Annotated in this window: 21 protein-coding genes and 1 tRNA gene; 13 read left to right on the top strand and 9 right to left on the bottom strand. The window is 67.9% G+C overall.

All coding sequences use genetic code 11. The features are described from left to right. The first annotated feature begins 37 nt into the window (after positions 1-37). The 5 genes from ABD678_RS02285 to ABD678_RS02305 all read left to right on the top strand — a co-directional run bounded on the left by ABD678_RS02285 (position 38) and on the right by ABD678_RS02305 (position 3,791). Positions 38-895 carry an alpha/beta hydrolase gene (locus ABD678_RS02285; RefSeq protein ID WP_344753253.1) on the top strand — a complete coding sequence of 286 codons (858 nt, stop codon included), beginning with the start codon at positions 38-40 and terminating at the stop codon, positions 893-895. Positions 896-946: 51 nt separating this feature from the next. Further along, the gene (locus ABD678_RS02290; protein WP_344753255.1) at positions 947-1,378 is read left to right on the top strand and encodes an HIT family protein; all 432 of its coding nucleotides are present in this window, start codon (positions 947-949) and stop codon (positions 1,376-1,378) included. A gap of 112 nt (positions 1,379-1,490) precedes the next feature. Continuing rightward, complete coding sequence (locus ABD678_RS02295; RefSeq protein WP_344753257.1) at positions 1,491-2,540, top strand: lipoate--protein ligase family protein; 1,050 nt, start codon at positions 1,491-1,493, stop codon at positions 2,538-2,540. Positions 2,541-2,628: 88 nt separating this feature from the next. Further along, positions 2,629-2,922, top strand: coding sequence for a hypothetical protein (locus ABD678_RS02300; RefSeq protein WP_344753259.1), 294 nt, complete (start codon positions 2,629-2,631; stop codon positions 2,920-2,922). Further along, a complete protein-coding gene (locus ABD678_RS02305; protein WP_344753261.1) occupies positions 2,919-3,791 on the top strand; it encodes a DNA-methyltransferase in 873 nt (290 codons plus the stop codon). The genes ABD678_RS02300 and ABD678_RS02305 overlap by 4 nt, the downstream gene beginning before the upstream one ends. A 2-nt stretch (positions 3,792-3,793) precedes the next feature. Here the strand turns inward: ABD678_RS02305 and ABD678_RS02310 are convergent, their stop codons facing one another. The 5 genes from ABD678_RS02310 to ABD678_RS02330 form a co-directional block, all read right to left on the bottom strand. Next, entirely contained in the window at positions 3,794-4,819 is a 1,026-nt protein-coding gene (locus ABD678_RS02310) for a LacI family DNA-binding transcriptional regulator (protein ID WP_344753263.1), read from the bottom strand. A gap of 62 nt (positions 4,820-4,881) precedes the next feature. Next, positions 4,882-6,318, bottom strand: coding sequence for a GH1 family beta-glucosidase (locus ABD678_RS02315; RefSeq protein ID WP_344753265.1), 1,437 nt, complete (start codon positions 6,316-6,318; stop codon positions 4,882-4,884). After that, complete coding sequence (locus tag ABD678_RS02320) at positions 6,315-7,175, bottom strand: carbohydrate ABC transporter permease (protein ID WP_344753267.1); 861 nt, start codon at positions 7,173-7,175, stop codon at positions 6,315-6,317. Before ABD678_RS02320 ends, ABD678_RS02315 begins: the two co-directional genes overlap by 4 nt. Further along, positions 7,172-8,122 carry a carbohydrate ABC transporter permease gene (locus tag ABD678_RS02325; protein ID WP_344753269.1) on the bottom strand — a complete coding sequence of 317 codons (951 nt, stop codon included), beginning with the start codon at positions 8,120-8,122 and terminating at the stop codon, positions 7,172-7,174. The genes ABD678_RS02320 and ABD678_RS02325 overlap by 4 nt, the downstream gene beginning before the upstream one ends. Before the next feature lie 114 nt (positions 8,123-8,236). Next, complete coding sequence (locus tag ABD678_RS02330; protein WP_425561932.1) at positions 8,237-9,523, bottom strand: ABC transporter substrate-binding protein; 1,287 nt, start codon at positions 9,521-9,523, stop codon at positions 8,237-8,239. 188 nt (positions 9,524-9,711) lie between these two features. On the opposite strand from ABD678_RS02330, the gene ABD678_RS02335 reads away from it, so the two are divergent. Continuing rightward, a complete protein-coding gene (locus tag ABD678_RS02335; RefSeq protein WP_344753273.1) occupies positions 9,712-10,482 on the top strand; it encodes a M15 family metallopeptidase in 771 nt (256 codons plus the stop codon). Here the strand turns inward: ABD678_RS02335 and pgm are convergent. Next, positions 10,470-12,152 carry a phosphoglucomutase (alpha-D-glucose-1,6-bisphosphate-dependent) gene (gene pgm, locus ABD678_RS02340; RefSeq protein ID WP_344753275.1) on the bottom strand — a complete coding sequence of 561 codons (1,683 nt, stop codon included), beginning with the start codon at positions 12,150-12,152 and terminating at the stop codon, positions 10,470-10,472. The two genes, ABD678_RS02335 and pgm, sit on opposite strands and share 13 nt — an antisense overlap. Before the next feature lie 34 nt (positions 12,153-12,186). On the opposite strand from pgm, the gene pheA reads away from it, so the two are divergent. Genes pheA through ABD678_RS02355 form a run of 3 tightly spaced genes read left to right on the top strand, consistent with a single transcriptional unit; the run spans position 12,187 to position 13,902 of the window. Continuing rightward, complete coding sequence (gene pheA, locus ABD678_RS02345; RefSeq protein WP_344753277.1) at positions 12,187-13,140, top strand: prephenate dehydratase; 954 nt, start codon at positions 12,187-12,189, stop codon at positions 13,138-13,140. A 7-nt stretch (positions 13,141-13,147) separates the two neighbouring features. After that, entirely contained in the window at positions 13,148-13,624 is a 477-nt protein-coding gene (locus tag ABD678_RS02350) for a hypothetical protein (RefSeq protein ID WP_344753279.1), read from the top strand. Continuing rightward, positions 13,621-13,902: a hypothetical protein gene (locus tag ABD678_RS02355; protein ID WP_344753281.1), complete on the top strand. Its 282-nt coding sequence runs from the start codon at positions 13,621-13,623 to the stop codon at positions 13,900-13,902. The genes ABD678_RS02350 and ABD678_RS02355 overlap by 4 nt, the downstream gene beginning before the upstream one ends. 267 nt (positions 13,903-14,169) lie before the next feature. On the opposite strand, the gene ABD678_RS02360 is transcribed toward ABD678_RS02355, so the two are convergent. Beyond that, a complete protein-coding gene (locus ABD678_RS02360; RefSeq protein WP_344753283.1) occupies positions 14,170-15,171 on the bottom strand; it encodes a diacylglycerol/lipid kinase family protein in 1,002 nt (333 codons plus the stop codon). A 43-nt stretch (positions 15,172-15,214) separates the two neighbouring features. Here ABD678_RS02360 and serS point away from each other — a divergent pair, with 43 nt between their 5' ends. The 4 genes from serS to ABD678_RS02380 all read left to right on the top strand — a co-directional run bounded on the left by serS (position 15,215) and on the right by ABD678_RS02380 (position 18,751). Then, a complete protein-coding gene (gene serS, locus ABD678_RS02365; RefSeq protein ID WP_344753285.1) occupies positions 15,215-16,480 on the top strand; it encodes a serine--tRNA ligase in 1,266 nt (421 codons plus the stop codon). Continuing rightward, complete coding sequence (locus tag ABD678_RS02370) at positions 16,477-17,364, top strand: HAD family hydrolase (protein WP_344753287.1); 888 nt, start codon at positions 16,477-16,479, stop codon at positions 17,362-17,364. The genes serS and ABD678_RS02370 overlap by 4 nt, the downstream gene beginning before the upstream one ends. A 59-nt stretch (positions 17,365-17,423) precedes the next feature. Beyond that, positions 17,424-17,508: transfer RNA gene (locus ABD678_RS02375), tRNA-Ser, on the top strand. Between the two features lie 34 nt (positions 17,509-17,542). Further along, complete coding sequence (locus ABD678_RS02380; protein ID WP_344753289.1) at positions 17,543-18,751, top strand: LCP family protein; 1,209 nt, start codon at positions 17,543-17,545, stop codon at positions 18,749-18,751. Positions 18,752-18,779: 28 nt separating this feature from the next. On the opposite strand, the gene ABD678_RS02385 is transcribed toward ABD678_RS02380, so the two are convergent. Together ABD678_RS02385 and ABD678_RS02390 are read right to left on the bottom strand one after the other, a co-directional pair. Beyond that, the gene (locus tag ABD678_RS02385) at positions 18,780-18,950 is read right to left on the bottom strand and encodes a hypothetical protein (RefSeq protein WP_344753291.1); all 171 of its coding nucleotides are present in this window, start codon (positions 18,948-18,950) and stop codon (positions 18,780-18,782) included. Between the two features lie 167 nt (positions 18,951-19,117). Beyond that, a complete protein-coding gene (locus ABD678_RS02390; RefSeq protein ID WP_344753539.1) occupies positions 19,118-20,353 on the bottom strand; it encodes an alpha-hydroxy acid oxidase in 1,236 nt (411 codons plus the stop codon). Between the last annotated feature and the right edge of the window lie 9 nt (positions 20,354-20,362).

Genomic DNA, 20,362 nt, shown 5'->3' on the forward strand with positions numbered 1-20,362 from the left:
GGATGCCTCGGCAATACACTGGGGGAAAGGAGGCAACGTGGCCGCTTCTCGCGAAGATCGCACCTACGTCGACGCCCAGGGCGTGACCATCCACTACTACGTCTGGAAGGCGGACGAGCCGCGGGCGATCATCCAGCTCGCGCATGGCCTCGGCGAGTACGCGACCCGCTACGAATGGCTCGTCGGCAGGCTCGTCGCGGCGGGGTACACGGTGTACGCCGACGACCACCGTGGCCACGGGCAGACCGGCCTCGACCAGTACGACGGCGACCAGGCGAAGCTCGGCAGGCTCGGACCGGGCGGGATGCCGGCGACCGTCGAGGCCGTGCACAGGCTGACCAGGACGATCCGCGCCGAGAATCCCGGATCGAAGGTCGTGCTGCTCGGGCACAGCTGGGGTTCGATCCTCGCGCAGCTCCTCGTCAACGAGCACTCCGCCGACTACGACGCCGTCATCCTGAGCGGCTCGGCGTTCCGCACGTTCGCGCACATGAACGGCGGAGACCTCAACGCGAAGCACAAGCATCTCGGCACGACCGGCTACGAGTGGCTGAGCCGCGACCCGGCCGTGGTGGCCGCCGCAGCGGCCGATCCGCTCATGTTCAGCGCGAAGGCCCTGAAGCTCTTCGGGCTCGTCGACAGCCTGCGCCTGCTCGGCAAGCCCGCGAAGGGGATCGAGCACGACCTGCCGCTGCTCATCCAGGTGGGCGGCGACGACTCCTTCGGAGGGACGAAGAGCGCCGAGCTCCTCGCCGAGAGCTACCTGAAGCGCGGCGGACTCACGGATGTCGAACTCATCGTGTACACGGATGCCCGTCACGAGATCTTCAACGAGACGAACAAGGACGAGGTCGTCGCCGACACCCTCGCCTGGCTGGCCGATCGGGTCGGTTAGTCCATTGCCAGTCCACTCTTCTCGGGTCGAGCCTGTCGAGACCTCCTGCCCATGACAACGCTGTTCACCCAGATCATCCGCGGCGAGGAGCCGGCGCGATTCGTCTGGAAGGACGAGAACTGCGTCGCCTTCCTGACGATCGAACCACGCCAGCCCGGCCACACCCTCGTCGTCCCGAGGCTCGAGGTCGACCGCTGGCTCGATGCACCCGACAGCCTCATCGCCGAGCTCATGGTCGTGGCGCACCGCATCGGCACGGCCCAGCGAGAGGAGTGGGGCTCCGACCGCGCGGGCCTCATGATCGAGGGTTACATGGTTCCGCACCTGCACATCCACGTGTGGCCGTCCTGGTCGCCGCGGGAGTTTCATCCATCGGGCATCGACCGCTCGGCGGAGCCTGCGGACCTCGAAGCGGCGGCCGTACGCCTGCGCGCGCGCTTGCGCGCAGCCGGGTACGGTGAGCACGTCCCGCCCGAGGGTTGATTACGCTTGCCTTACCGCCTCTCGGGCGGAGCTCGTCGAGATCCCACGTGTCAGTTGCCCTGGTCTCGACGCTCGACCGGAGAGGGTGGGGCGGACTACAGAGAGGCACGGCATGCACGGCGAGTACAAGGTTCCAGGCGGGAAGCTCGTCGTCGTCGACCTGGATGTCATCGATGACCGGATCGCGAACTTCCGGCTGGCCGGCGACTTCTTCCTCGAACCCGACAGCGCCCTCGACGACATCAACGCGGCGGTCGACGGACTCCCCGCCGACAGCACGGCCGACTGGATAGCGGCCGCGGTTCAGGGGGCGCTCCCCGAGGGCGCGCTGCTGCTCGGCTTCACCCCCGAGGCCGTGGCCATCGCCATCCGCCGGTCGCTCTCGCGCGCCACGAGCTGGACCGACTACGACTGGCAGCTCATCCACGGCAACGCGTATCCGCCCGTGCTGCAGATGGCACTCGACCAGGTGCTCGCGGAGGAGGTCGGCGCCGGTCGCCGCAAGCCGACCCTGCGCATCTGGGAGTGGGACGAGCCCGGCGTCGTCATCGGAAGCTTCCAGTCGGTGAAGAACGAGGTCGACCTCGACAACGCCGAGAAGTACGGTATGCAGGTCGTGCGGCGCATCAGCGGTGGTGGCGCGATGTTCATGGAGGCCGGGTCGGTCATCACCTACTCGATCTACGCTCCGAGCGACCTCGTGCAGGGGATGTCGTTCGCCGACTCCTACGCCTTCCTCGACGAGTGGGTGATCACGGCACTCAAGGCCGTCGGCATCGAGGCCTCGTACCAGCCGCTCAACGACATCACGAGCCCGAAGGGCAAGATCGGCGGCGCAGCGCAGAAGCGTCTCGGTACCGGCGCCGTGCTGCACCACGTGACCATGAGCTACGACATGGACGGCGAACGGATGGTCGAGGTGCTGCGCATCGGCCGCGAGAAGCTGAGCGACAAGGGCACCAAGAGCGCAGCCAAGCGCGTCGATCCGCTGCGCAGCCAGACGGGACTCTCCCGCGCCGAGATCATCGCGAAGATGGAGGCGACCTTCCGCGGCCTGTACGGACTCACCGGGGGCGACGTGACGGCCGCCGAGCTCGCGCGGGCCGAGCAACTCGTCGCCGAGAAGTTCTCCACGCAGGAGTGGCTCTACCGGGTTCCGTGAGGCGCATCGGGCTCGAGGTCGAAACCCTCACCCAGGAGGGCACTGGCCCGCCCACCGTGCGGCCGCGGAGGGGACCTAGGCTGGAGCCGTGAACTGGTGGATCTTCGGCGGCGTCGCTATCGGCATTGTCGTGATCGGCTGGCTCCTGCAGCACTTCCGGCTCATCGACCTCACACCGACCCGACGTGGTCGCGGCGGTCTCGGCGGTATGGTCACGATGGTCGACGAGGTCTTCGCCCCGACCAAGCACGAGGCGGCGATCGAGGCCGACCGCGAGACGAGGATGCCGGCGCCGGCTCCGATCCCCGGCGATGGTGACAAAGGAATCTTCGGCGGCAAAGTCGTCATCGAGGTGCCGAAGGACGAGGGCCGGGCGCGGTGACCTGGCCTCCCACCGGCGACCTCGTCATCCACGGCGACAACCTCGCCGCCGCAGCGACCCTTCCCGATGGCGCGTTCACGCTCGTGTACCTCGACCCGCCGTTCAACACCGGGCGCAGCCAGACCCGGCAGTCGACGACGAGCGTGCGCAGCGCATCCGGAACCACGGCGGGAACCGTCGTCGGGTTCCAGGGCCAACGGTATGAGCGCATCCGCGGCGACCTCATGAGCTACGACGACGAGTTCGAGGACTACTGGTCGTTCCTCGAGCCGAGGCTCGCCGAGGCCTGGCGGCTGCTCGCCGACGACGGCACGCTCTACCTGCACCTCGATTACCGCGAGGCGCACTACGCGAAGGTGCTGCTCGACGCCCTGTTCGGCCGCGAGTGCTTCCTCAACGAGATCATCTGGGCCTACGACTATGGCGGCAAGTCGAAGCGCCGCTGGCCGACGAAGCACGACACGATCCTTGTCTACGTGAAGGACCCGAAAGGCTACTTCTTCGACTCGCAGGCCGTCGACCGCGAGCCCTACATGGCGCCCGGCCTCGTGACGCCGGAGAAGGCGGCGCGCGGCAAGCTGCCGACCGACGTCTGGTGGCACACGATCGTCTCGCCGACGGGCAGGGAGAAGACCGGCTACCCGACCCAGAAGCCGGAGGGGGTGCTTCGCCGAATCGTCCAGGCATCCAGCCGCGAGGGCGACTGGGTGCTCGACCTCTTCGCCGGGAGCGGCACGACAGGGGCCGTCGCGGCATCCCTCGGCCGGCGGTTCGTGCTCGTCGACACGAGTCCGGATGCCGTGGCCGTGATCCGCAGACGCCTCGCCGCAGCGGGTGTCCCCGCCCGCTTCAGCGAAACCGCTCCCTGAGTTCAGGCCGAGGCGCGGACGACCATGTGCGTCGGCATGATGCACTCGGGCTCGACGGGTTCCCCGCGCAGGAGTGCGAGCATCATCTCCGCCATCTTCTTCCCTTGTGACTCCGAGGGCTGGTGCACGGTCGTGAGCGGGATGACTCCCGTGGTTGCGGCGGGGCTGTCGTCGAAGCCGACGACAGCGACATCCTCCGGCACGCGAACGCCATTCTCGAGCAGCACCGAGATCGCCCCGGTGGCCATGAGGTCGCTCGCGACGAACACGGCATCGAGATCCGGATGCCGCGCGAGCAGTTCGCGCATCCCCCTGGCACCGCTGGCCTGGGAGAAGTCGCCGTGCACGATTCGATCGCGGCCGAGGCCGGCACGCTCGAGCGCGCGCATCCAACCCGCGGTGCGGTCGATGCCGGCCGGCATGTCGGGCGGGCCGGCGATCGTGGCGATGCGCGTGCGGCCGCGATCGATGAGGAACTGTGTGCCCATGGCCGCGGCGTCGTCGTTGTCGACGTCGACGAAGTAGCTGGGGGTGTCGCCACGGGTCAGCGGTCGACCGCCGAAGACCACCGGCAGGCTCGTCCCGAGATCGGCGAGAAAATTGTCGCCGGAATGGTGCGAGACGACGAAGGCGCCGTCCACGTTGCCGCCGGTGAGGTATCGCACGGTCTTGCGTGACGGATTCGACTGGCTCGCGAGCTGCAGGTTGAGGACGTAGTCGCTCGGTTCGAGTCCACGGGCGAGACCCTGCACGATCGCCGCGAAGTATGGATCGCCGAAGAACCGGCCGGTGTCCTCGGGGATGACGAGGGCGATCGCCATCGTCTGGCTGTTGGCGAGCGAGCGGGCGGCTCGATTGGGGACGTAGTTCAGGCGCTCGATGGCGGCCTGCACGATGTCCACGACATCCGCCCGGACCTTCGACGAGCCGTTGACGACGCGCGACACCGTCGAGCGGGAGACCCCCGCCTCCGCGGCGACGGCCTCGAGCGTCGGCGCGAGACGCCTGGACGGTGGTGGCATAGTCATGTCCTGCGAAATTCTAGCCAGCCGACCCGGAGTCCGCGGCCGGCCCGGAGCCGGCGACCAGCTCAGAGCGCACGGTCGGCGATGATGCGGCGGTACTCGATCGCGCTGCGCTTGAGGCTGCGCTGCTGGGTCTCGTAGTCCACTCGCACGAGCCCGAACCGTTTGTCGTAGCCCCAGGCCCACTCGAAGTTGTCCATGAGCGACCAGTAGAAGTAGCCGGCGATCGGCACGCCCGCCTCGGTGGCGTCGAGGATCGCGGCCAGGTGCGAGACGAGGAACTCGGTGCGCTCGCCGTCGTCCACCGTGCCATCTGGCCCCACGACATCGTCGTAGGCTGCGCCGTTCTCGGTGACGGCGAGCGCGACCCCGGCCGGTCCGGTGTAATCCTCGTGGATGCGGCGCAGCAGCCGGGTGAGGCCCTCGGGCTGCACCTCCCACCCCATCGCCGTCACCGGGAGGCCGCGCGGATGCCAGTGCACGGAGTCCGCGGCCGGGAACGGCGAGCGCTTCGGTCGCTCCGACGGCGCCGCGGTCGTGAGCTCGGCGGGGGCCGGATGCACGCTCACCGCCTCACCGTGATAGTAGTTGACGCCGAGCGCGTCGATCGGCGCCGAGATGATCTCGAGGTCGCCGGACCGGATGACGGCGTCGAGGCCCAGGTCGCCGACATCCGCGAGCAGGTCGGCGGGGTACTCGCCGCGGAAGACGGGGTCGAGGAAGAACCGGTTGAACTGGCCGTCGATGCGTCGGGCCGCGTCGCGGTCGCCGGCGTCATCCGGGTCGACGGGGTCGGCGACCGTGAGGTTGAGCGTGATCCCCAGCTGGAGCTTCTCGTCCCGCGCGCGAAGCTCCCTTGTCGCGAGGCCATGTGCGAGCAGCAGGTGATGGCCGGCGGCGAGGCCGTCGGGCACCGACTGGCGGCCCGGCGCATGCTCTCCGCCGGTGTAGCTGAGGAAGGACGAGCACCACGGCTCGTTGAGGGTCGTCCAGGCCTCGACCCGGTCGCCGAGCACGTCGTGCACGCTCGCGGCGTACTCGGCGAAGAGGTACGCGGTGTCGCGGTTCGCCCAGCCGCCCTTCTCCTCGAGCGCCTGCGGCAGGTCCCAGTGGTAGAGGGTCAACCACGGCTTGATGTTCTTCGCGAGCAGCTCGTCGACGAGGCGGGAGTAGAAGTCGAGCCCTGCCGCGTTCGGCTCCCCGCCGTCGGGCCGGACGCGCGCCCAGGACGTCGAGAAGCGGTAGGTCTGGATGCCGAGGTCGGCCATGAGCGCGACATCCGAGGCGTAGCGGTGGTAGTGGTCGCAGGCCACGTCGCCGTTGTCACCGTTCACGACGGCCCCTGGCACGCGGGAGAAGGCATCCCAGATGGAGTCGGTGCGCCCCTCCTCGTGGGCGGCGCCCTCGATCTGGTACGCCGCCGTCGCCACGCCGAAGAGGAAGTCCTCCGGGAAGGTGCGGAGCGCGGTTCCGACCGCCTGGCTGTTCGTCAACTCGCTCAACCCTTCACAGCTCCTTGCATGATTCCCGCCACGAGGTGCTTGCCGGTGAAGACGAAGAGCACGATAAGCGGCAGAGTAGCCAACAGTACGCCAGCCAGGACGACGGAGTAGTCGACGAAGTAGCTTCCCTGCAGCAGCTGGAGGGCGACCGGGAGCGTCGGGTTCTGCCGGTCGAGCACGATGAACGGCCAGAAGAAGTTCGTCCACGTCGCGATGAAGGTGAAGAGCGCGAGCATGGCAGCGGCCGGCCTGGCCGACGGCAGCCCGATGTACCAGAAGGTCTGGAACATGTTCGCCCCGTCGACGCGCCCCGCCTCCACGAGCTCGTCGGGGAGTGCCTGGCTGATGTACTGCGTCATCCAGAACACGCCGAACGCCGTGACGAGTGCCGGGACGATCACGGCGCCGATCGAGCCGGCCCAGCCGAGCTGCGCCATGACGATGAAGAGCGGCACGACGCCGAGCTGCGTGGGGACGGCCATCGTGGCGATGACGAAGACGAGCATCCACTGTTTGCCCTTGAAGCGCAGCTTGGCGAAGGAGTAGCCGGCGAGCGTCGAGAAGAAGACGACCGACGCGGAGACGACGGTGGAGACGATGATGCTGTTGCCGATCGCCTTCCAGAAGTGCACGCTGTCGTTGTTGATCACGGTCGCCGCGTTCACGAGGAAGTTGCCGCCCGGGATCCAGCTCATGTTGGGGTCGTTGATCGTGTAGGCGTTCCCGCTGCCGATGAGGATCGTCCAGTAGAGCGGGAAGGCGGCCCCGAGCAGTACGGCGGAGAGGAATCCGTAGACGAGGAATCCGGGTCGCAGGTTGATCCGTGCCCTGGCGCGCCGGGTGCGCACGGCGGTCATGTCCTGCTCCCCTCGTTGCTCGCGATGCGTCGGGTGACGAGGTAGTTGAGGATGCCGAACACGACGATGATGAGGAACAGCATCCATGCGACGGCGGCCGCCCGGCCGAAGTCGAGTTGCCCCCAGCCGAGGTTGTAGAGGTAGATCGTGAGCGTCATCCACTGGCCGTCGGCCCCGCCCTGGCCGAACTGGTCGTAGAGTCGCGGCTCGTCGAAGATCTGCAGGCCGCCGATCGTGCTCGTAATGACGACGAAGATGAGGGTCGGCCGCAACTGCGGGATGGTGATGGAGAAGAACTGCCGGATGCGGCCCGCGCCGTCGATCCAGGCGGCCTCGTAGTAGTCGTGCGAGATCGCCTGCATTCCGGCGAGGAGGATGAGCGCGTTGTAGCCGGTCCAGCGGAAGTTCACCATGGTGGCGATCGCGATGTGGCTGGAGAGGGCGTCGGAGTGGAACTTGATCGGTTCGATGCCGATCTGGCCGAGGAGGGTGTTCACGAGCCCGTACTTGTCGCCGAACATGTTGCTGAAGATGAGGGTCACGGCGACGGGCATGACGACGTAGGGCAGGAGCACGCCCATTCGCCAGAAGGTCTTGGCGCGCAGGTTGGTGTCGAGCATCGCGGCGATGATGATGGCGATGATGAGCTGGGGGATCGTGGAGAGCAGGAAGATGCTGAACGTATTGCGCACCGCGATCCAGAACGCCCGCTGGCCGAGCAGGAACGCGAAGTGGTCGAGGCCGACGAAGTCGCCCTGGCCGCCGATGAGGTTCCACTCGTGCAGCGACACCCATCCGGTGTACAGGAGGGGGAACAGTCCGACGACGGCGAACAGCAGGAAGAACGGGGAGACGTAGAGGTAGGGGGACAACTTGAGGTCCCAACGCCCGAGGCGATGACCGAAGGCGATGCGCCGCGGGCTGCGGGCGGGCGCGGTTGTCTTCATGGCTGACTCCCTGAGTGATGGTTGGTGGGTGAGGCGAGTGGGCACCCGTTGGCCGATAACCGGGTGGCTTCGGGCAACGAGTGCCCACTCAGTGTTGTGTCGTGGTGGTGAGCGCTAGCTCAGCGCCTTGACGTCCTCGACGAACTGGTTCCACGAGTCGGCGATCGACTGGGTTCCGTCCTCGACCCGGGTCAGCGCCTTCTGCAGCGCGTCGTTGATCGGGAAGTACTTCACGCCCTTGAACGGAGACACCGTGATGGCGTTCGAGCGGTCGGTGAGGATGCTGCCGACCGGCGCGTTGTTGAAGTACTCGTTGGTGGCGCCGTCGAGCGCGTCGCTGCCGTAGGCCGAGACCTGGCTCGGGAACGTGCCGGCGTTGGCGAAGGCCTTGAGCTGCTGCTCGGGGGCGGTCAGCCAGGACGCGAGGGCGGATGCCGCCTCCGGGTGCGCGCTCTGCTTGGGCACGGTCAGGTACGAGCCGCCCCAGTTGCCGCCGCCGCCGGGGAAGACGTTCGCGACATCCCAGCCCTTGACGTCCGGAGCGTTTCCGGAGATCACGCCGAGCATCCAGCCCGGGCAGAGCATCGTCGCGTAGGCGCCGTTCGCGAGACCGGCGGTCCAGTCGTCTCCCCACTGGCCGAGGTGGGCGGACAGCGTCGAGCTCGCCTTCAGCACCGATTCGAACGCCGCCTTGACCTCGGGGTTGTCGGCTGCGATGACGGTTCCGTCGTTCTTCTCGTAGGCGTTCTGGATCTGGTTGATCACGCCCTGGTAGGTGGCGCCGGCCGAGTCGAACCAGGAGCCGGTCCCGCCGCCGGCGAGGTACTGCGCGCCGACGTCGTAGTAGTGCTGCCAGTCGCCCTTGAGCAGCTCGGCGACCGCGTCACGGTCGGAGGGGAGCCCGGCGGCCGCGAACAGGTCGGAGCGGTAGCACACGGCCTCCGGCCCGATGTCGGTGCCGTAGCCGATGAGGTTGCCGCTTCCGTCGGTCGCCGCGGCGGCCTTCCAGTCGACCCAACGGTCCTTGGCGTCGGGGTCGGTCACCGGCACGAACTTGCTCGAGTACTGCATGAGCTCGGCGAGCCAGTCGACCTCGATCGCCTCGATGTCGGAGAGTCCGCTTCCGGCGCCGAGCTTCGTGAACATGTTCTCGCGCGCGTCGTTGGAGGTCGCCGCCTTGTTGTGGACGATCGTGATGTTCGGGTGAAGGTCCTCGTACTCCTGCAGCAGGTCGTCGGTGTAGCCGAAGTCGTTGAAGGTGGCGAGGGTGAGGGTGATCTTCTCGTTGTCGTCGGATCCGTCGCCGCCGGGGGTCGAGCATCCGGTGGCGACCAGGGCGAGCGCCGATGCGGCGAGGATCGCGGCTCCGGCTTTGGTGCGTCGTGAAAACTTCACGGTCACTCCTTTGTGTGCGTGGATAGGGTGTCGATCTAGTGGGAGCGCTCTCATTTCGAGTTGTGGGAGCGCTCTCACGCAATCGCGCTAACCATATTCAGGCCAGAGGCCTCCTGTCAATCGAAACGTCCGGATTCGTGCCGAACGTCCGCCCGCGTCCGGGGTGTTCCGGCCCGGAAGCTAGGATCGAGACCATGTTTCTCGTGCCGCTCCGCCGCCACGTCGCGGCCATCGCGGCGGTATCCGTGGTCCTCGTCCTGGCCGCCTGCGCCCCCGAGCGGGTGCCCGTCGAGAGCCCGTCGCCTTCCCCGGCGGCGCAACTCCCGGCGCCGGTGCAGAAGACCAAATCCTTCTTCGACAAGAACCGCTACTCGATCGACGACCCGCTGAGCATCTGGGTCGTCAACGACAAACTGCGCCCGCTCAACCCCATCGACTACGTGCCGCCGGATCTCGTGACCCCCGCGGTGCCGTACATCTCAAGCCCGCTCATGCGGAAGGAGGCCGCCGCCGCGCTCGAGAAGCTGGTCGTCGCCGCCGCTGCCGAAGGGGCCGGCGCCATCCAGATCCAGAACGCCTACCGGTCGTACACGTTGCAGAAGAGCATCCACGAGCGCCTCGTCTCCCAGCTGGGTCGGGAGAGGGCCCAGGCGCAGAGCGCACGGCCCGGCTACAGCGAGCACCAGACCGGTCTGACCGCGGACCTCGTCGGCAACCCGGTCGTGTGCTCGATCCAGACCTGCTTCGGCGATACACCGCAGGGCCAATGGCTCGCGAAGAACGGATGGCGGTTCGGGTTCGTCATCCGCTATCCGGAAGGCAAGACGGATGTCACCGGCTACATCTACGAGCCATGGCACGTCCGCTATGTCGGCACCTATCTGTCGACCGAGATGCACAACACCGGGATCCTCACACTCGAGGAGTTCTTCGGCCTTCCGCCCGCGCCCGATTACGCGGACTGAGGTCGCAATGCCGCGTCGACGATGATTTTCGCGTCGGCCTGTACCCGGGCGAGGTGCTCTCCGCCCAGGAACGACTCTGCGTAGATCTTGTAGACGTCCTCCGTGCCGCTCGGGCGGGCGGCGAACCAGGCGTTCTCGGTGACGACCTTGACCCCGCCGATCGCCGCGCCATTGCCCGGCGCCTCGCTGAGCTTCGCGGTGATCGGTTCGCCGGCGAGCTCTGTCGCCTCGATCGCGGACCCGGTGAGCCCGCCCAGCGCGACCTTCTGCGCCTTCGTGGCCACGGCATCCGTGCGCTCGTAGGCCGGGTCGCCGAATTCCTCGACGAGTTCGGCGTACAGCTCGGAAGGCGACCGGCCGGTCACGGCGCGGATCTCGCTCGCGAGGAGGGCGAGCAGGATGCCGTCCTTGTCGGTCGTCCAGGCCGTCCCGTCCATCCGCAGAAAACTCGCCCCCGCGCTCTCCTCGCCGCCGAAGGCGACCGACCCGTCGACGAGGCCGGGCACGAACCACTTGAACCCGACGGGGACCTCCCAGAGCCGCCGGCCGAGTGAGGCCGCCACCCGGTCGATCATCGAGCTCGAGACGAGGGTCTTGCCGATCGCGGCATCCGCCTGCCAGCCCGGCCGGTGCGTGTACAGGTACCGGATCGCGACGGCGAGGTAGTGGTTGGGGTTCATGAGGCCGGCGTCGGGGGTGACGATCCCGTGGCGGTCGGCATCCGCGTCGTTGCCGGTGAGGATGTCGAAGTCGCCCCGGTGGGCGAGCACGGACGCCATGGCCGAGGGCGAGGACGGATCCATGCGGATCCTCCCGTCCCAGTCGAGCGTCATGAACGCCCAGCGCGGGTCGACCGTCGGGTTCACGACGGTGATCGGCAGCCGGTGGCGCTCGGCGATCGCGGCCCAGTAATTGACGCTCGCCCCGCCGAGCGGGTCGGCGCCGATGCGCAGGTTCGCGGAGCGGATCGCGTCGACGTCGACGATGCTCGCGAGGTCGTCGACGTAGTGGCCGCGGAAGTCGTAGGTGCCGACGGCGGAGGGTTCCGCGCGACGCACGTCGCGGTTGCCGTCGGCGAGCAGCGTATTGGCTCGGTTCGCGATCCACCCGGTCGCGTCGCTGTCGGCCGGGCCCCCGTGGGGCGGGTTGTACTTGAAGCCGCCGTCACGGGGCGGGTTGTGGCTCGGGGTGATGACGATGCCGTCCCCGTGCCGCCCCCCTCCGGTCGAGCCTGCTTCTCCGGTCGAGCCTGCTTCTCCGGTCGAGCCTGTCGAGACCCGGCGATTATGCGCGATGATCGCGTGCGAGAGCGCGGGCGTCGGAACCCAGTCGCCGAACTCGTCGACGCGCACATCCACCCGATTGCCGATGAGCACTTCGAGCGCCGTCGTCTGTGCTGGAGCGCTCAGCGCATGCGTGTCCGTGCCGATGAACAACGGCCCAGTGATGCCCTGGCCCGCCCGATACTCGACGATCGCCTGGGTGATGGCCGCGATGTGGTCCTCGTTGAAGGCGGTGTCGAGCGATGACCCGCGGTGGCCGCTCGTGCCGAAGGCCACGCGCTCGGCCGGCTTCGCGACATCCGGATGCCGGTGGTGGTAGGCATCGAGGAGTTCCGCGATGTCGACGAGATCCGATTCCTGGGCGGGGGTTCCGGCGCGATCGTCCATGCTCCCACTCTGGCGCACAAATAGACTCGCTTCCATGCCTCACGCGAATCCTCACGAGACCTACAGCTACCTCGGCCCCGCGGGGACGTTCACTGAGGCCGCGCTCGCCCAGGTCCCGGATGCCGCCGGCAAGACCTGGCACGCCGTCAACAATGTCGGCGAAGCGCTGGAGGATGTCGTCGCCGGACGCAGCGTCGCCGCGATGATCGCGATCGAGAACTCGGTCGAGGGCGGGGTGAGTGCGACCCAGGATGCGCTCGCGAGCATCCCGGGCCTGCGCATCATCGGTGAGTACCTCGTTCCGGTCAACTTCGTTCTCGTCGCGCGGCCGGGCACGATGCTCGCCGCGGTGAAGGTCGTCAACGCGCATTCGGTCGCCTACGCCCAGTGCCACCGCTGGCTCGAGCGCAACCTGCCCACCCACGGGCACATTCCCGCGAGCTCGAACGTGGCTGCCGCGGCAAGCCTTCTCGATGACCCGGCTGGCGCGGCGGATGCAGCGATCGCACCGCCCGGGATCACCGCCCACCACGACCTCGACGTGCTGGCGACCGATATCGGGGACAATCCGAATGCGGTCACCCGTTTCGTGCTCGTGAGCCGCACGGTCCCGACCCCGCCGGCGACGGGTGCGGACAAGACGAGCATCATCGCCGAACTCCCCTCCGACCAGCCGGGGGCGCTGTTGGAGATGCTCGAGCAGTTCGCGACCAGGGGCGTCAACCTGAGTCTCATCGAGTCACGTCCGATCGGCGACACCCTCGGGCGCTACCGCTTCGTCATCGACCTCGACGGGCACATCCTCGACGAGCGGGTCGCGGATGCCCTGCTCGGCCTCAAACGGTTCAGCCCGAAGGTCATCTTCCTCGGCTCGTACCCGCGCGCCGACCGGGTGCGTACGGAGGTCACCCACCGCTACGGCAATGAGGTCTTCGTCGAGGCGCGCGACTGGCTGCGCGGACTCATCGCAGGAGAGCCGGAGGGGTGACCTTCGCATGGCTGACAACTTCGACCCGCGGTTCGACCCGCGATTCCAGCCGGGCTACGTGCCAGGACCGGGCCGGCCGAAATCGGATGCCGCGCCTCTGCCCCGCCGTGCTCCTCATCCTGTCGAAGCCGAGGCGTCGACGCTTGAGGGGGTTCGCGATGACGTCCTCGCGCTCGAAGCCGAGCCGGATCCGCCGGTCACCCCATCCGAGTCGAATGCATCCGAGTCGGACCCGCCCGAACCGAACCCCCTCGAGCGGACGCTGCTCGTCATCGGAGCCGTGCTCGTCGTCGGCGGCGTCGCCGTCGCGTATTGGGCGAACGGCCTGAACTATCAGTACCCGTCGTTCGGCACCGGGTTGTCGTGGCAGCAACTCCTTCAGGCCGCGGCGTGGGCGCTCTCGGCCCCCATGGTGACGGCCGGCCTGGCGATCGGTGTCGGCATCCTGTTCCGACGGGCCATCACCTGGAAGCCCCCGGAATGAGGCGACACAATCCGTGGATCGGTGCACTGTGGCTCTGCGCAACCGGGCTCATCGTCGCAGCGTTCTCCGCGCGAGTCTGGCAGACCTCTTTCTGGTATCCGTCGTCGTCCGAGGTGAGCCCGGGTCCCGTTGTGGTGTTCTTCCAGGAGCTGGCGGATGCGGTGGTCTCGCCCGCCCTCTACGTCGGGTTCGGCACGATCGCCGGCCTGCTCTTCCTCCATGCGCGCCAGCGCGCCCGTCGGCGGGCCAAGGAGCGTCGCCCGCCAGCCGGGACCTAGGGCAGGTCGTCGCGGAAGACGCGTGCGGTGAGCACTGGACGTCGCGGTCGAGGGTTGAGATCTGATCCTGCACCCGATCGAATCGGGCATCGAACTTGTCGTGGACGGCGTCGAATCGGGCGTTCATCTCCGAGCGCAGGCCGCCGATCTCAGCACCGAGATCGTGCGTGTCACGACCGTGAGGGTCGCGGTGAGGAAGGCGAGCAGGATCGCGAGCGCCGTCCAGACCTGCGGTTCGGTCATGCTGATCTCCATACTCGTGGAGGACTAGCCGGGCACCTTGACCGTGAGCGCGCCACGGTCGGCGAAGCAGTCGACCGCGGTCACAGTGCCGAACTCGTCCCCATCGAGCTGGAACTCCTGCGGCGACTCGAGCGCGATGCCCAGGCGCCTCCCACGGAAGTAGGTGACATCCTTCACGTCCGTCGAGAGGTCGATGATCATCCGGCCGGCCGCGCTCCTGCGCAGCACGCCGTTCTCCCAGGTGATCTTGTTCCACACGCGCAGCCAGCCGAAGCGACCGCGCGGCTTGAGCGCGGCGATGTCGAGGATGCCGTCATCCGGCGTCGCATCCGGGATGAGCAGGATGCCTCCCGGCAGCGCACCGCAGTTGCCGACGATGAGGGTGTGTGCGGTGAGCGGCTTCTCCGGCAGACCGTCGAGCCGGTACCGGAGCCGTACGGGGGCGAGTTCGGGCAGCGCGCGCATCCCTGCGTCGACGTAGGCGAGCCAGCCGACGGCCTTCTTGAGCTTCGCGTTCGTCTTCGCGATCATCTTCGCGTCGAGTCCGAGACCCGCCATGACGAGGAAGACGTGCTCCTCGGTCGAATCCTTCTCCCTGGTGATCGTCGCGACGCCGACGTCGATCGTGCGCTCGGCCTCGCCGAACGCCGTCTCGACCGAGGCGTCGAGGCTGGTGAGGCTGAGGTCGAGGTTGCGGGCGAGGAGGTTCCCGGTGCCCGCCGGCAGGAGGGCGATCGGCACGGACTTGCCGCGCAGCACCTCGGCGACCGCCCGCACGGTCCCGTCGCCGCCGGCGGCGAGCACGACCGCAGCCCCCTTCGCGAGCGCCTCGCGCGTGACCGACTGCCCGGCATCCGTCTCGCTCGTCGCATACCAGCGGGTGCGCCCCCAGCCGCTGCCGGTCTCCGCCTTCTCGACCGCGCGCCGCAGTTTGCGCAGGTCGACCTTGATGGGGTTGTAGACGACGGCGGCATGCCGCCTGGCGGTCGACACCCGTCCCGTCCCCGAACCCGATCCTGCGGCCACGACACCAACCGTACGGTACGAAACCGTTCAATAGACTGGGGAGGTGATAGACCCCCAGTTGCTGCGCGAGAACCCGGATGCCGTGAGGCGCTCGCAGGACGCTCGCGGCGACTCCGTCGAACTCGTGGACGCCGCGCTCGCCGCCGACCTCGAACGCCGTTCGTCCATCACCGCGTTCGAGGAGTTGCGCGCAGAACAGAACGCCTTCGGCAAGACCGTGGCTGCTGCGTCCAAGGAGGAGAAACCGGCCCTCGTCGCCCGTGCCCAGGAGCTCGCGGCGCGGGTCAAGGAGGCCGGTCAGAAGGCCTCGGATGCGGAAGTCGAGTTCGACAGGATCGCCGGCTCGATCGCGAACCCGGTCATCGACGGCGTTCCGGCGGGAGGCGAAGAGAGCTTCGTGACCCTCCGCGAGGTCGGCGAGAAGGCGAGTTTCGATTTCGAGCCTCGCGACCACGTCGAACTCGGTGAGCGCCTGAAGGCGATCGACATCACGCGTGGCACGAAGGTCTCCGGCAGCCGCTTCTACTTCCTCACCGGCATCGGCGCGCGTCTCGAGCTCGCGCTCATGAACATGGCCCTCGACAAGGCGCTCGTCGAGGGCTTCACCCCGCTCATCACGCCAACGCTCGTGCGGCCGGAGATCATGCGCGGCACGGGCTTCCTCGGCGAGCACGCCGACGAGATCTACTACCTCCCCGCCGACGACCTCTACCTCGTCGGTACGAGCGAGGTCGCGCTCGCCGGATTCCACGCCGACGAGATCCTCGATCTCGAGACCGGGCCGCTGCGCTACGCAGGCTTGTCGACCTGCTATCGGCGGGAGGCAGGGGCCGCGGGCAAAGACAACCGCGGCATCCTGCGCGTGCACCAGTTCAACAAGCTCGAGATGTTCTGCTACACACTCCCCGAGGATGCTGAGGCCGAGCACGCGCGCCTCGTCGGCTACCAGGAGCAGATGATGCAGGCCTGCGAGCTCTCCTACCGGGTGATCGATGTCGCCGCGGGCGACCTCGGCTCGAGCGCGGCACGCAAGTTCGACATCGAGGCCTGGGTGCCGACGCAGGGCGCCTACCGCGAGCTCACGAGCACGAGCAACTGCACGACCTACCAGGCGCGCCGTCTCGACATCCGGTATCGCACCGAATCGGGGAAGACCGCGCCGGTCGCCACCCTCAACGGCACGCTTGCGACCACCCGGTGGATCGTGGCGATCCTGGAGACCCACCAGCAGGCGGACGGCTCGGTGCGCGTGCCAGAAGCGCTGCAGCCGTATCTGGGCGGCCTCGAGATCATGGAGCCGATGCAGTGAGCACCCCTTCTCGGGTCGAGCCGCCCGCTTCTCCGGTCGAGCCGCCCGCTTCTCCGGTCGAGCCTGTCGAGACCTGGCTCGTCGCACTCGACATCGACGGCACCGTCATCCACGAGGACGAGACGCTCACCCAGGCGGTCGTCGATGCCGTCGGTCGCGCACGCGACACCGGTCACACCGTCACGCTGGCGACGGGGCGATCCTGGGAGACCACTCGTCCGATCCTCGAGGCGCTCGGCCTCGAACCCGAGTACGTCGTCTGCGCGAACGGCGCGATCACCATGAAACGCGACCCGGATATCGAGGGCGGGTACCGGCGCGATCTCGTCGAGACGTTCGATCCGGGGCCGGTGTTGCAGCGCATCCGGAGCGGTTTGCCGGACGGCCGATTCATGGTCGAGGATGCCACCGGGCAGCGGCTCTACACGGACGGCATGCAGGACTGGAACCTCGAGAACGCGACGCTCGTCGACTTCGAAGATCTCGCCGGAACCCCGGTCACCCGCGTCGTGGTCGTGTCGCCCGGTCACGAGCCGGACGAGTTCGTCGCACTCATCGACTCGCTCGGCCTGCACCAGGTGAGCTACGCGATCGGGTGGACGGCATGGCTCGACATCGCCCCCGACGGAGTCAACAAGGGTACGGCGCTCGAACGGGTGCGCGGCATCCTCGGGATTCCACGCGATCGGGTGTTCGTGGCGGGCGACGGACGCAACGACATCGAGATGTTCGAGTGGGCGGGCGAGTCCGGCCGCGCCGTCGCGATGGGTCAGGCACCTCCCGAGGTCAAGGCGGTCGCGACCGAGGTGACGGCGGATGTCCGCGCCGACGGCCTCGTGCCCGTCCTGGATGCGCTCCCCGTCGCCAGCATGCTTCCCCGGTAGCGTTCAGACGCACCACGGTCGCCGTCGGCTAGAATCGCACGGGCGCGACATCGCCCCAGGGAGGGCTGTCCGAGCGGCCGATGGAGCCAGTCTTGAAAACTGGTGGGCAGAAATGTCTCGTGGGTTCGAATCCCACGCCCTCCGCGCCTGACGCAACGTTGAAGACCGGGAGACACCCATGAGCGAGACCAGGCCGCGTGGCCGCAGGGCCAGCGGGCTGCCGTTGGTGGCGCGGCACGGAAGGCTGCGCCGCAGCAACCCCTGGCTCACGGCGCTGAAGTACGTGAGCGCGGCCATGGCCGTCGTGCTCGTGAGCGGCGTGACCGTCGCGGGATACGCGATCTGGAAGCTCGAGAGTGACATCAAGACGGTGACGATCGTCGGGGAGACCGAGGGGCCGCCGCCCGCGCTCGGCGCCTACGAGGGTGGCTTCAACATCCTGCTCGTGGGCAGTGACCGGTGCGAGGATCCGAAGGGGTGCAAGGACCGTTCCGCGGAACTCAACGACGTGACGATCCTGTTGCATGTGGCACAGGACCAGAGCAACGCCGTCGCGGTGAGCTTCCCGCGCGACCTGGTCGTGCCGATCCCCTCATGCCCCAACCCGGATGGCGGCAGCTACTACTCGATGTCGGCCCAGCCCATCAACGTGACGCTCTTCTACGGCGGGTTGCCGTGCACAGTGCTGACCGTGTCGAAGCTGACCGGGCTCGACATCCAGTTCGCCGCCGAGGTCAGCTTCTCGGGCGTCGCCAGGATCTCGAGCGCGATCGGGGGGGTCAAGGTCTGCGTGAACGGCCCGGTCGTCGACAACTACTCGGGCATCAACCTGCCGGCTGCGGGCGAGTACACGCTCGACGGCTGGGAGGCGCTGGCCTTCCTGCGAACCAGGCACGGCGTGGGCGACGGCAGCGACCTGGGGCGGATCAGCAACCAGCAGGTCTTCCTCTCCTCACTCGTGCGCACGGTCAAGGGCGGCGGGGTGCTGGACGACTTCGGCAAGCTCTACAACATCGCCACGGTCGCGACCCAGAACCTCACCGTGTCGAACAGCCTCAAGAACCTGAACACGATGATCTCGATGGCGCAGGTGCTCAAGAACCTGCCGCTCGACCGCGTGCTGTTCGTGCAGTACCCGGGCGTGACCGGGCAGCCGGGCGTCTACGCAGGCAAGGTGGCGCCGGTGACGTCGGCGGCGAACGCGCTGTTCGCGAAGATCCGGGCCGACGAGCCATTCACCCTGCAGGCCGGCAACACCGGCATCGGTTCGGTCGCCGACCCGAACGCCCCGAAGGAGAGCGAGGCTCCGACGACGGGGGGTCTCGAGGTGCTCCCCGGCGTCAAGGGGCAGAGCGCTGCCGACTACACCTGCTCGAAGGCGAACTGACCGGGCGCGAGCCGACCGGGCCCCGTGTTCAGCGGTGATGCTGGCGTCGCCGGGTGGCGACGAAGAGCACTACGAGCGCGAGCCCGAGACCGACGAGTCCGATCGCGATGATGGCGTAGCCGATCGATTCCGGGCTGGCTTCCGCGAGCATCCTGGGGAGCGTGAGTTCGTGGAGCGTCACGTGGACGGGGTGCGGCATGCGTCTGCGCCTTCGGGTGATCAGCGGGCGATCGGGTCGATCCGGGGTCGGGGTGAGCCGGAATTGTTCGCCAGTTCGAGGCTATCCGGCGACTTGGGGCCGGACAAGGAAGGCGGCTGCCCCCATCCGGGGGACCAGGTCGGGTGAATCCCGGGCGATGCCGCGCCTCATGGCCGGCGCGGTACCAGGCGAGCGAGTTGCGTCACATGCCCCGGCTCGAGCTCTGCGACGGAATGAGCACCGAGCAACTTCATCGTGCGTTCGACTTCGCCGGTGAGAATTTCGATCGCCCGATCGACTCCGGCGCGACCTCCAGCCATCAGGCCATACAGATAGGCCCGGCCGATGAGCGTGAATCCGGCGCCGAGCGCGATCGCGGCGACGACATCCGCTCCGTTCATGATGCCGGTGTCCACGGTCACCTCGATGTCGTTGCCTACCGCTTTGACGACGGCGGGCAGGAGGTGAAACGGGATCGGAGCACGGTCGAGCTGACGACCGCCATGGTTCGAGAGAACGATGCCGTCGATACCGGCCGCGGCCAGTGCCTCTGCGTCTGCCACGCTTTGCACACCCTTGACGACGAGCTGGCCCGGCCAGATTACGCGGATGATGTCGAGGTCCGCGAAGCTGATCGTCGGGTCCATGGCGGCGTCGAGAAGTTCGCCGACCGTGCCGCCGGTCGACTTCAGCGACGCGAACTCGAGCTTCGGGGTGGTCAGGAAATCCCACCACCACCACGGGCGTGGGATCGCATTCGCGATCGTGCCCAGGCTGAGCTGCGGCGGGATCGAGAAGCCGTTCCGCTTGTCTCGAAGGCGGGCGCCGGCGACAGGGGTGTCGACGGTGAAGAACAGGGTGTCGAAGCCGGCTGCAGCGGCACGGCGCGTGAGCTCGTAGGAGATCTCCCGGTCTCGCATCACATAGAGCTGGAACCAATTGCGACCGGCGGGGTTCGCCTCCTTGACGGCCTCGATCGACGTGGTCCCGAGGGTCGACAGGGTGAACGGGATGCCCGCGGCACCCGCGGCCGAAGCTCCGGCCATTTCGCCCTCCGTGTGCATGAGCCGGGTGAAGCCGGTCGGGGCGATACCGAACGGCAGCGCCGATGGTCCGCCGAAGATCGTGCACGACATGTCGACCTGCGAGACATCGCGCAGCACCGAGGGATGGAACTCCACATCCTCGAAGGCCTGGCGTGCACGCGCGAGCGAGATCTCGCCCTCGGCGGCACCATCGGTGTAGTCGAATGCCGCTTTCGGGGTGCGACGCTTCGCGATGTCACGCAGGTCGTGAATCGTCAGCGCCGACGCCAGCCGTCGACGTTTCGCGTTGAACTCGGGCTTCTTGAAGTGCATCAGTTCGAGGATCTCGGAAGGGCGAGGGAACTGGCGCTTCACCATAGTGACCAT

It is taken from the genome of Leifsonella bigeumensis, from assembly GCF_039537265.1.
GTDB classification, from domain to species: Bacteria; Actinomycetota; Actinomycetes; order Actinomycetales; family Microbacteriaceae; genus Terrimesophilobacter; species Terrimesophilobacter bigeumensis.

Excerpts from the sequence above, each read along its gene's own strand:
- ABD678_RS02350 (WP_344753279.1), top strand. The coding sequence starts at position 13,148 with ATGGCTGACAACTTCGACCCGCGGTTCGACCCGCGATTCCAGCCGGGC.
- ABD678_RS02355 (WP_344753281.1), top strand. The coding sequence starts at position 13,621 with ATGAGGCGACACAATCCGTGGATCGGTGCACTGTGGCTCTGCGCAACC.
- pgm (WP_344753275.1), bottom strand. The coding sequence starts at position 12,152 with ATGGACGATCGCGCCGGAACCCCCGCCCAGGAATCGGATCTCGTCGAC.
- ABD678_RS02325 (WP_344753269.1), bottom strand. The coding sequence starts at position 8,122 with ATGAAGACAACCGCGCCCGCCCGCAGCCCGCGGCGCATCGCCTTCGGT.
- ABD678_RS02320 (WP_344753267.1), bottom strand. The coding sequence starts at position 7,175 with ATGACCGCCGTGCGCACCCGGCGCGCCAGGGCACGGATCAACCTGCGA.
- ABD678_RS02310 (WP_344753263.1), bottom strand. The coding sequence starts at position 4,819 with ATGACTATGCCACCACCGTCCAGGCGTCTCGCGCCGACGCTCGAGGCC.
- ABD678_RS02385 (WP_344753291.1), bottom strand. The coding sequence starts at position 18,950 with ATGCCGCACCCCGTCCACGTGACGCTCCACGAACTCACGCTCCCCAGG.
- ABD678_RS02390 (WP_344753539.1), bottom strand. The coding sequence starts at position 20,353 with ATGGTGAAGCGCCAGTTCCCTCGCCCTTCCGAGATCCTCGAACTGATG.
- ABD678_RS02335 (WP_344753273.1), top strand. The coding sequence starts at position 9,712 with ATGTTTCTCGTGCCGCTCCGCCGCCACGTCGCGGCCATCGCGGCGGTA.
- ABD678_RS02380 (WP_344753289.1), top strand. The coding sequence starts at position 17,543 with ATGAGCGAGACCAGGCCGCGTGGCCGCAGGGCCAGCGGGCTGCCGTTG.
- pheA (WP_344753277.1), top strand. The coding sequence starts at position 12,187 with ATGCCTCACGCGAATCCTCACGAGACCTACAGCTACCTCGGCCCCGCG.
- ABD678_RS02290 (WP_344753255.1), top strand. The coding sequence starts at position 947 with ATGACAACGCTGTTCACCCAGATCATCCGCGGCGAGGAGCCGGCGCGA.
- ABD678_RS02295 (WP_344753257.1), top strand. The coding sequence starts at position 1,491 with ATGCACGGCGAGTACAAGGTTCCAGGCGGGAAGCTCGTCGTCGTCGAC.